The sequence below is a fragment of the Ralstonia sp. AU12-08 genome (assembly GCF_000442475.1).
Lineage (GTDB): Bacteria > Pseudomonadota > Gammaproteobacteria > Burkholderiales > Burkholderiaceae > Ralstonia > Ralstonia insidiosa.
Map to the genome: position 1 here is coordinate 1 of NZ_ASZV01000036.1, position 10,607 is coordinate 10,607.

The 10,607-nt window shown below is 64.3% G+C and carries 10 protein-coding genes; 9 read left to right on the forward strand and 1 reads right to left on the reverse strand.

Translation table 11 applies throughout. From position 1 onward, the window contains the following. The first annotated feature begins 108 nt into the window (after positions 1–108). The 3 genes from tpx to C404_RS48525 all read left to right on the forward strand — a co-directional run bounded on the left by tpx (position 109) and on the right by C404_RS48525 (position 2,116). Positions 109–609, forward strand: coding sequence for a thiol peroxidase (gene tpx, locus C404_RS48515; protein WP_021196046.1), 501 nt, complete (start codon positions 109–111; stop codon positions 607–609). 94 nt (positions 610–703) lie between these two features. Then, positions 704–1,639 (forward strand): carbohydrate kinase family protein, encoded by a 936-nt coding sequence (locus tag C404_RS48520; protein WP_021196047.1) that lies wholly within the window; start codon positions 704–706, stop codon positions 1,637–1,639. A gap of 9 nt (positions 1,640–1,648) precedes the next feature. After that, positions 1,649–2,116: a membrane protein gene (locus C404_RS48525; protein WP_031329719.1), complete on the forward strand. Its 468-nt coding sequence runs from the start codon at positions 1,649–1,651 to the stop codon at positions 2,114–2,116. A gap of 253 nt (positions 2,117–2,369) precedes the next feature. On the opposite strand, the gene C404_RS48530 is transcribed toward C404_RS48525, so the two are convergent. Next, positions 2,370–2,978 (reverse strand): histone H1-like DNA-binding protein, encoded by a 609-nt coding sequence (locus tag C404_RS48530; RefSeq protein ID WP_021196049.1) that lies wholly within the window; start codon positions 2,976–2,978, stop codon positions 2,370–2,372. Between the two features lie 698 nt (positions 2,979–3,676). Between C404_RS48530 and C404_RS60055 the strand changes: the two genes are divergently transcribed. From C404_RS60055 to C404_RS48560, 6 genes are all read left to right on the forward strand, one after another. After that, positions 3,677–4,372 (forward strand): hypothetical protein, encoded by a 696-nt coding sequence (locus C404_RS60055; RefSeq protein WP_152524467.1) that lies wholly within the window; start codon positions 3,677–3,679, stop codon positions 4,370–4,372. 378 nt (positions 4,373–4,750) lie between these two features. Further along, positions 4,751–5,572 carry a collagen-like triple helix repeat-containing protein gene (locus tag C404_RS48540; protein ID WP_031329720.1) on the forward strand — a complete coding sequence of 274 codons (822 nt, stop codon included), beginning with the start codon at positions 4,751–4,753 and terminating at the stop codon, positions 5,570–5,572. 140 nt (positions 5,573–5,712) lie between these two features. Further along, entirely contained in the window at positions 5,713–6,816 is a 1,104-nt protein-coding gene (locus tag C404_RS48545; RefSeq protein WP_021196052.1) for a collagen-like triple helix repeat-containing protein, read from the forward strand. 65 nt (positions 6,817–6,881) lie between these two features. Next, positions 6,882–7,337: a DUF2147 domain-containing protein gene (locus tag C404_RS48550; protein WP_021196053.1), complete on the forward strand. Its 456-nt coding sequence runs from the start codon at positions 6,882–6,884 to the stop codon at positions 7,335–7,337. A gap of 229 nt (positions 7,338–7,566) precedes the next feature. After that, positions 7,567–9,114, forward strand: a complete 1,548-nt coding sequence (locus C404_RS48555) for a methyl-accepting chemotaxis protein (RefSeq protein ID WP_021196054.1) — start codon at positions 7,567–7,569, stop codon at positions 9,112–9,114. Between the two features lie 134 nt (positions 9,115–9,248). Further along, entirely contained in the window at positions 9,249–10,604 is a 1,356-nt protein-coding gene (locus C404_RS48560) for a hypothetical protein (RefSeq protein WP_031329721.1), read from the forward strand. The last annotated feature ends 3 nt before the right edge of the window (positions 10,605–10,607 follow it).

Below are 10,607 nucleotides of genomic sequence, written 5' to 3' on the forward strand. Positions count from 1 at the left end.
TGCCGACGCAGACAGTACTGATGAAGTACGGCAAGGAGGCGCAACAACGCCAGGTGGGTTTTGTTAGCGGCTCTTACCCCAACACGCATCAAAGGAAGGAGTAACACCATGGCAAACGTGACCCTTGGCGGCAACCCGATCGAAGTCAGCGGCCAGTTCCCGGCGGCTGGCGCGAAGGCTCCGGCATTCACGCTGGTTGGCAAGGACCTGAAGGACGTGTCGCTGGCTGACTTTGCCGGCAAGCGCAAGGTCCTGAACATCGTGCCGAGCCTGGACACCCCGGTGTGCGCCACCTCCACGCGCAAGTTCAACGAAGCCGCTGCCAAGCTGGACAACACGGTGGTGTTCTCGATCTCGGCTGACCTGCCGTTCGCAGCCGGCCGCTTCTGCGCGACTGAAGGCATCGAGAACGTCGTGCCACTGTCGACCTTCCGTGACAAGGGCTTCAAGCAAGCCTACGGCGTCGACATCACGAGCGGCCCGCTGGCCGGCGTGACCGCCCGCGCCGTGGTGGTGCTGGATGGCAACGACAACGTGCTGTATTCCCAGCTCGTGCCGGAAATCAAGGAAGAGCCGAACTACGACGCAGCCCTGGCCGCGCTGAAGTAAGCTCACGGTATTGCTGAGAGGCCGGCCTCCGGTCTCTCACTCATCACACGGCCGTCCACTGGGACGGCCGCGTTCACATTTGGAGCCTTCCAATATGGCCAGCGTGATCTGCGGCTCGATTGCCTACGACACCATCATGACGTTCGACGGACATTTCCGCGAACACATCCTGCCGGACAAGATTCACATCCTGAACGTCTCCTTTCTGGTGCCGACCATGCGCCGCGAGTTCGGTGGCTGCGCAGGCAACATCGCCTATACGCTCAAGCTGCTTGGCGGCGAGCCCATCATCATGGGCACGGTCGGCCAAGATGCAGGCCCGTACCTGGACTACCTGAAGAAGCTCGGCATCTCGACCACGCACGTCAAGGAGATTCCGGACACGTTCACGGCGCAGGCCATGATCACGACCGACCGCGACAACAACCAGATCACCGCGTTCCACCCGGGCGCGATGAGCCAGTCGAGCGTCAATTCGGTCAAGGATGCGCTGCCGGCCAAACTGGGCCTGGTCGGCCCCGACAGCCGCGACGGCATGCTGCATCACGCCACGCAATTTGCCGAAGCCGGCGTGCCGTTCATCTTCGACCTGGGCCAGGCGATGCCGCTGTTTGACGGCGCCGACCTGCGCCGCTTCGTTGAACTCGCCAGCTACGTGGTGGTCAATGACTACGAAGCGCAGGTCATGCTGTCACGCACGGGCTACAGTGCGACGGAGCTTGCGCAACGCGTCGAGGCTTTCATCGTCACACGCGGGGAAGAAGGGGCGGAAATTCACGCCGGCGGCAAGCAGTACACTATTCCGGTCGTGCCGGCCGAACGTGTGGTCGACCCGACCGGGTGTGGCGACGCCTTCCGCGGTGGCCTGCTCTACGGCATCGAGAACGGTCTGGATTGGGAAACCACCGGCCGGCTCGCCAGCCTGATGGGCTCCCTCAAGATCGCTTGCCAAGGCCCGCAGAATCACGGCCTGCCCGTCGACGAGATTGCCCGACGCTTCGAATCTGCTTTCGGGTACCGGTATCAATAAGGAATGAACATGAAACCCATCTATCGCATCGGCGCTGCGACCATGCTGGTCGCCGCCCTTGGCCTGCAAGGCTGCGCCATGGGCACCAACTCCAACAGCGCCTATACCTCGGGGCAGGCGCAGCGCGAGCAGACCGTGCGCTTCGGCACGGTGGATTCGGTCCGCAATGTCGTGATCGATCGCGAGCAGACCGGCGTGGGCACGATTGCCGGCGGCGCGATCGGCGGCATTGGTTCTGCAGCTGCCATTGGCCGCGGCAACGGTTCGGTGGCAGCAGGTGTGCTGGGTGCGATTCTGGGTGGCGTTGCAGGCAGCGCGATCGAAGGTCAGATGAACAAGCGCCCCGGCCTGGAAATCACCGTCAAGCTGGATAACGGCGAGTACCGCGCCATCACGCAAGACGCCGACGAGGCCTTCCGCCCCGGCGAGCGTGTCCGCCTGTTGTCGTCGGGCGGCGTGACCCGCGTGACGCACTGATCGATCGCCGGCCGATTGGGCTGGCGGCCAACACATCAGCAAAACCGCATCGGCATCACGCCGGTGCGGTTTTTTTGCGCCTTAAGAAAACACGCAGGTCATCGCACGGACAAGAAAAAGCCCGCCGGGGCGTGAGCCGATCGGCGGGCGGTGCAAGACACCAGGTCTTGCGGACCGGATACACAGTATCCGATCAGGTGGGCGCGACCAGCGCGCCGCTGTGGTCCCGGAGGATCACCGTCGCAAGAATGACTTACGGACGGTTGCCAGTCGGGAACGGCCATGCAGCAGCCGGGTTCAGCGCGGTCTTGGCAGCGGGTGCAGCAGCAGGTGCAACGGCCGGAGCAGCAGCGGGCTTGGCAACAGCCTTCTTCGCCGGAGCCTTCTTCGCTGCAGGCTTGGCAGCAGCCTTCTTCGCAGCCGGTGCCTTCTTGGCAGCAGGAGCCTTCTTCGCAGCAGGCTTAGCAGCAGCCTTCTTGGCAGCCGGTGCCTTCTTGGCAGCAACCTTTTTCACTGCGGCCTTCTTGGCTGCCGGTGCCTTCTTGGCGGCAACCTTCTTCACTGCGGCCTTCTTGGCTGCCGGTGCCTTCTTGGCGGCAACCTTCTTCACTGCGGCCTTCTTGGCTGCCGGTGCCTTCTTGGCAGCAACCTTCTTCACTGCGGCCTTCTTGGCTGCCGGTGCCTTCTTGGCAACGACCTTCTTAGCTGCAACCTTCTTGGCAGCAACCTTCTTTGCCGGTGCCTTCTTGGCGGCCGGAGCAGCCTTCTTTGCAGCGACCTTCTTGGCGGCCGGAGCCTTCTTCACAGCGGCCTTCTTGGCCGGGGCCTTGGCGGCCGGTTTCTTCTTAGCAGCAGTTGCCATGGGAAACTCCTTCGAGATTGGGTATCGAACTATCGAGATTGAGCAACCCGACCGGCCCGATCCCACGATGCATTGGCATCGCCAGACCAACCGAGCGAGCGATTCATCGGCGCGCCACCAAACCGCAGTCGCACGCTAATGAATTCGGTAGGAAGACCCGCAACCCGCGCGGTGGACGCACGCAGCAAGTTGCACACCTCGGCAGGGCACATGCACGCAGCCGCAGTTGGCCGGACGAACTGCATCCGGCGAGTCTTCATCAGTTGAGAGGACCGGGGCATCGTTGCCACACCGGTCGAAATTTGATCTAGCGCGAGTCGCTGTGTAGAGCGCAAAGCCGCTTGCAGCGTGACTTTGCGGACAGCGGAAATCTGGAGAGCGCGCGTTTTCTTTTGGGGGTAGTACGCCCATCCCGACGAAGGGATCGCAGAGACGGCACCGAGTTCAAACAGCCCTGTCGGCGTGGCGTGCATCAAAGTGGTTACGCTCCTCGACTACCTTTCACTTGCCGCTTGCTTGGAAGTTCATCGTCGTTGATCGCGCGAACCGCCCTTGCATCGAAGTCAACGTCTTGTCAAGGCGAATCATAATTCGTTTGCGCGGTGATGTTAAGAGATTTATGCAAAAAGCGCGGCGAGTTTTGGTGAAGGATTGCGCCGCGTCTGTGCGTCGTCGCGATTTGGATCGCGAACGCATGCATGTCGACCTCTCGAATGCGTATTTTCTTGCGTCGTGACATCACGTCAACGCGTTGCTTCGCGCAGACACTCGCCTCCCGCGAACCCAATATTCATGCCGGTTTACAGCAACACGCAATGTTGTGTGCATGTCGCTCGCAAGCATGCGCGCGCACGACGCGTGAACTCTGCGATGTCGTGCATGTCAGCTGCGCGAGCAACGCGATGCGTGTGGAAAAAAACGATGCGCGGATACGACAACGCGCGCGAATTTTTCGCGCGATCGCACGCAACCGACGCGCAGCACGCATGCGCATCGACACGTTGAACGTGTTCATCGACTTCGACGACGCGCTTCTCACACGCTCCTCGCTCGCGTGCAACGCGCGATGTGAGAGCGCGATGCAATCGCGATGGACCGACTCGGCCGACACGACGCATGCACGTGCCGCAATTCGCGCGCCGTGCATCGGGCGCGTGATCGTCGAAGGCGTGATACGCGTCGAGGTGAATCGCGTCGGCACATTCGCATCGATGTCGACGCGCGATGACGCACCAACGTCATCGCGCATGTCAATGAACGCGCAAACGAGCATATGCACATGCGTCGTGTGCCCAAACGCGCGATCACGGCGACGAGCAAGCGCGCCGACATGTCGCCCATCACGACGAAGCCCCGCTCAGCAGCTGCTGAAAACCGCGCGCCATCGCGTTTGAAACGAGGCGGTTTTGCGACGATAGAAGGATTGTTCTACGGCAATCCGGGCGCCAACTTTGCTGCAGCGTCGATACTCCGAGACCAGCTTCAGCCGGCGTTTTACACGGATCAACCCAGTTGGGATGCTGCACTCGCATATCGGCGCGTCAGGTTGGCGCTGATTGTCATGCCATTCAGTTTCACTTCACGATCCGATCACCACGTCAGCACGGCATCGATCGCGCGGCGTGGCGCGGACCGGCGCGTGGTCCGCGATGAGACAGGGAGATCGTTGCCAACCGCACGTGTCAGACACGCGGTTGGTGACATGCCCGACGAAGAAAGAGCGCAAGACAGAAGGGGTCCAACAGAAGCGTTCTAAGCAGTGGAGGCACAAGATGCGCAATCCAGCGTTCTTGTTCAGTTCGAACCCACCGGAGTGTGGGGTTTTCCCGCAGCCCCCGCGTCGCGTGTCGCACCGGATGTCTTGCGCGCTAGCGGCGGCGTCGCTGGCGTTGCTGGCCGGGTGCGCGAATTCGGGTAGCGGTGACATGGGTACGTCGCTGGGCGGCGGCAGCGATACGCAATCGAAGCCGACGATTACGGCGTCGAGTTCGCCAACGTGGTCGAACAGCAACGGCACCGGCAACACGTCGGCCGGTAGCTCGCCGATCGCGACGCTGACCGGTCCGGTCGAGCAGGTGACGACGACCACCGTGGCTGCCATCGTGCCGCTCACGACCACGCTGACTTCCGCTACGCAAACACTGGGCGCGGCAACAGGTCTGGGCATGCCGGTCGGCGGTGTGCTGACGACACTGGGTAGCGCACTCGGCAGCGAGGGCAAGACGATCACCACGGCTGGCAAGGGCGATGCGTTGGTATCGACGCTGGGCAATACGGTGAGTGCGCTCGGCGCGATCACCGGTGGGCTGTCGACGGTGGTCATGCCGACTGCGCCTTCTGCCAGTGGTGGCGCTACCGCAACGGGCGGCGCACTCGCTGGTGCGTTGCCTGGTGGCCTTGGCGGCGCACTGGCACCGGTGACAACCGCAGTCGGGTCGTTGACGGCGGCGATTCCAGGTGTCGGCACGCTCGGCGGCGGCGCAACCACGAGTTCGCCTGCGAGTGGAATCGGCGGGCTGGGCAGCATCGGCTCGACGGTCGGCGCACTGGTAGGCGGGCTGCTGTCGGGCACGTCGCCGGGTGCACATCACTGATGGCCTCAGCGCTTCGGAAAACGTTCTTTTCATTCGGCGGCAAACGCTGGCGAATGCTGCCCACTGGACGCCAGATGCGCGTTCTTCTGACACCCGGTGGTGATTACGCGGTACGGGCCGCGCTTACAAGGAGACTCACCATGAAGATTCAAACCCCGCTCCAAGCTTCTTCTGCTTCATCGTCCACGTCATCGCGCACGCTGCTGGCGGCGGCCGCATTGGCCGTGCTCGCGCTGGCCGGTTGCGCCTCGGGTGGCAATCCGAACGGCGACACCACCCCGTCGTCGAACGCCAACAACAGCCCGGGTGCGGTGCCGGTCGGCAACGTTGCCAGCAACGGCGGCAACGTCGTCACGCAGACCGGCAAGACGGTGAGTGACCTCGGCACGACCATCGGCACGGCATCGGTGCCCATCGTGGGCGGTACGGCAGCGCAAAAGGATCTGGGTGCGACGGTCACCTCCGCCGGCAACACGGTCCAAACGCTGGGCGGTGGCATCAGCAACGGGCTGGGCAAGATCGGCTCGACGCCCGACCCGGTCGGCACGACGGTGCAGAGTTCGGGCGACGTGGTGCGCTCGACGGGCGTCACGCTGGTGAATGCTGGGCAAACCGTCAGCGATCTGGGTGCCGCTGGCAGCCCGCTGGCGCCGCTGAATCCGATCACGTCGCCGGTGGGCAGCGGTGTGTCGGCACTCGGCCAGGTGGCACAAGGCGCAGGCGGGCTGGTGACCATTGGCACGTCCAGCGGACCGGTGCAGCAGGTCACGCAGCAGTTGAGCAATGCGATCGTGCCGCTGTCTGCACAGGTTGCCGGGGCGGGTCAGCAGGTGGGCGCCGCAACCATGCTCGGCGCCCCGCTGGCTGGTGCGCTGAACACGGTGGGCGGTGCTCTGCAGAGCGGCGGCGCGCAAGTCGGCGCGGCCGGCGGCAATGCACTCACGCGTGACGTGGGTGGCCTCGTCGGCGCGGTGGGCAGCACGGTGGCCAGCGCCGGTGGCCTGGTCAACGGCGGTGGTGGCGGCTCGACCAATCCGCTCGCACCCATCACGAATGCGCTGGGCGGCGGCCTCGGCGGTGCAGCCGGCGGTAGCAACCCGCTGGCGCCAATCACCAGTGCACTGTCAGGCGGCGCCAACCCGCTCGCCCCGATCACGAATGCGCTGGGTGGCGTCACGAACGCCGCCGGCGGCTCCGGCAGCAATCCGCTGTCCCCCCTGACCGGCGCGCTGAGCGCCCATTGATCAAGACGATCTGCGCGGCCGATCACCCTCACCGATTTTTTTTACCCTGATAAGGAGACACCACGATGCAACGCACCCCTCACTCTCTCGCACGCCTGGCCGGCGCACTGGCGCTTGCACTGGCCGCTGGCAGCGCTTTCGCGCAGGCCACCCCGGCTGGTACCTGGAAGACGATCGACGACAACACGGGCAAGCAGAAAGGCCAGGTGACGATCGTCGATAACGGCGGCGTGTTCACGGGCAAGGTCACCAAGATCCTGGTGCCGGGCGATGAGAACAAGACCTGCACCAAGTGCACGGACGACCGCAAGGACCAGCCGATCCAGGGCCTGACCATCCTGAAGGATCTGAAGGCGAACGGAACCAACAACTGGGATGGCGGCAACATCCTCGACCCGGAAAACGGCAAGGTCTACAGCGCCAAGATGTCGCTGGACGACACGGGCAACAAACTCACTGTGCGCGGCTTCATCGGCATCAGCCTGATCGGCCGCTCGCAAACGTGGATTCGCGAGCAGTGAACCCCCGCTAATAAAGAAGCCTCCCAACGCGCGGCGGTGCCCCTCTTTGTAAGCGGGGGCGCCGTCTCTTCGGGCGCCGGTGCAAGCCGGCGCCTTCTTTTTTGCGCATACGCACCGCCGCTCCACGCCCCGCCTGAATTAAGCCTTCACTAAAGAACCAGCCGCCGATCGCCGTTACACCCGGAGGGAACGGCCCGCTAGGGGCACAACAAAGTGGAGAAAACGCGACATGCGACAGTGGACACTCAAAGCAAAACTGCGCCTGGCGCTGGCCTTGATGTGGCTGGGCCTGATTGGCGTCGGCGTGTGGAGTGCCATGGAAACCCGCTCGACGATGCTCGATGAGCGCAAGGTCGGTCTGCAGAATCTGGTCGATGCGGCTGAGGGCGTTGCCAAGCTGTATCACGCCAAAGCGCAATCCGGTGCCATGAGCGAGGACGACGCCAAGAAGACCGCACTGGCCACCCTCGCATCGATGCGTTACGGCACCACCGGCTACCTGTTCGTCGTCGATTCGCAGTTCATCCTGCTGATGCATCCGACACTGGCCGACATGGTCGGCAAGAGCACCGCCGGCTTCAAAGACCCGACCGGCAAACCCGTCTACCCGACCATCGTCAACGCGGCCAAGGACAAGGGCTTCGGCTTTGCCGAATACCAGGGCCGCCTGCCCGGCAGTGAAACTGCACTGCCCAAGATCGGCTACGTGAAGCGCTTTGCGCCGTGGGACTGGAACCTGTCGAGTGCGGTGTTCCTGCAGGAGGTGGATGCGGCCTACCACCACTCGCTCATCGCCAACCTGATCGTCATCCTGCTGGTGGGCGGGGTGGTGTCGGTGGCCATGTCGCTCATCATCCGCAACGTGCAGCGCGGGCTGGGCGGTGAACCCAGCTACGCCACCGAGGTGGCCCGCCGCATTGCCGCCGGTGACCTGGCGGTGCGCGTGCAGACCCGCCCGGACGACCGCGACAGCATGCTGGTCGCCATGGCGCAGATGCAGCAGCAACTGACCGGCACCATCGGTCATATCAAGACGTCGGCGGATTCGATTGCCAGCGCCACCAAGCAGATCGCCGCCGGCAATGCGGATCTGTCGCAGCGCACGGAAGAGCAGGCCAGCTCGCTGGAAGAAACAGCCTCCAGCATGGAAGAGCTCACCAGCATCGTGAAGCAGAACGCCGACAACGCGCGTCAGGCCAGCCAGCTTGCGGGCAACGCATCGTCCATCGCCATCAAGGGCGGCGAAGTGGTTGGCCGGGTGGTGGACACCATGGCCGGCATCAATGAAAGCAGCAAGAAGATTGCCGACATCATCGGCGTGATCGAGGGGATTGCGTTCCAGACCAACATCCTCGCGCTCAATGCTGCTGTGGAAGCAGCACGTGCGGGCGAGCAAGGACGCGGCTTTGCGGTCGTGGCCGGCGAAGTTCGCAGCCTGGCACAGCGCAGTGCCACGGCGGCCAAGGAGATCAAAGAACTGATCAGCGACTCGGTGGGCCGCGTTGAAAATGGCACCACGCTGGTGGCGGAAGCCGGCAGTGTGATCGACGAGGTGGTCGTGGCGGTCAAGCGCGTGACCGACATCATGGGCGAGATCAGCTCGGCGTCGGACGAGCAAAGCTCGGGGATCGAGCAGGTCAACCAGGCCGTCAACCAGATGGATGAAGTCACGCAGCAGAACGCTGCGCTGGTGGAGCAGGCAGCAGCGGCAGCGCTGTCACTGGAAGAGCAGGCGCACGTGCTGCGCGACGCGGTGGCGTCGTTCCGCACCGCCTGATTTGGCGCGAAAAGCCGGGCTAAATACCGCCCAAGCCCCAACGAGTGGAGGGGCGGCGGTCCGTTCTCCGGTATGTCGCATGGTGTTATGCTGCGCGGCAGAGGAATCAATACAAACAACACGTTGGAATAGCCATGCCCGAGCGCAACCGGCCGCCATTCAGCGGCCTTACTGGCGCGATTGCCGGGTCGACTACCAGCGCCCAGGCCGTAACAGGAGACAACCCTGAAGACACGCCCGGCGGCGCCCGTGAGCCGATGTCTGGCGGCCGCCCCAACACCGCGCGCGATGCCGCCGCGCAGGATCTGGCCAGCGATACCGCCCTGTGGCGGTTTGCCCTGGCAGCAGAAAACGGCGGCCGTGGCCCCCATCCCGACGCCGCGCTGCGCGACGATCTTTCCATTCTGCGTATCCTGCGTGGCGCCGATGGCCTACGCTTGCTCCGGCAAGGACTGCGCAGCGCATTTCCGGGCGCCGCCCTGCGCCTGACGACGTTCTGGCCCGAAGAACAACCGCACGCCTATCCGGCCCGTGCCGAAGCCCGCCCCGCCGAGTTCGGCGACCTGCTTGTGCTGTTCCGCCTGCGCGGTGCCGTCCCCACGCTCGACTGCCGCGCGCTGTTCCTCACCGCCCGCCGCATCGATCAACCCGACGATGCGCTGGACAAGCACCACACGCTGCCGCAGATCAACCTGTACGAAGGCTGGCCCGACTTCAACGTCTACGCCCGCTCGCCGATCAAGTCGCGCAATGCCACCTTCCTCGGCAAGTTTGATCTGTCGGCCGAACTGGATCCGCTGCGCCGCATCGGCCGCGACCAGCGTCAGTGGCGTTACCTGACACCGTGCACCGGCCTGCAGGCCCATTCGCAATGGCCCGGCGCCCGGCCACTCTCGCCGCTGCAATGGCGCTGGCCCTCCGGCCCGCAGGCAGGCGGCGCGCGTCCGGCCAGCGGCTCGTTCACCGGCCTGCTGCGCCAGCTTGCCCGCCCCGAAGGCGCGGGTGAAGACTGCTCCGCCGGCACCGAAGTGCCGACCTGGGGGCGCCTGATCAACAAGCTGCTCGACCACAGCTGGGAAGTCGCCCCGAGCCACGCGCTCAAGAGCGGCAATATTTCCTCAATGGCATTTTGGACGCGGCTGCGCGGCTTCCTGACAGCGGAATACCTGCTCGGCACGCATTCGCTGCAGAAGGGGTTCGGCGCATCGCTGCAATTCGAGATGGCCAACGGCCTGCAGGACATCGTCCGCGACGACTGGACGGCCACCACCGGCTTCGACCCCGAAGACCTGGATGTGCCCGGCGTACGCAGCACGCTGCAGCGGATCGCCGCGTCCAAACTGGCCGTGTTCGGCATGAGTGCAGAAGACCCAGCGCCGCTGGCCGCACCGCGCCCGCAGCGTGGCGTGACCCCGCGCCCCGATGGCGAGCGCGAAGGCCAGCGCGTGCTGTTGATTGACGTGATCCGCCCCAGCGCGGCAGCCCTCTAACCC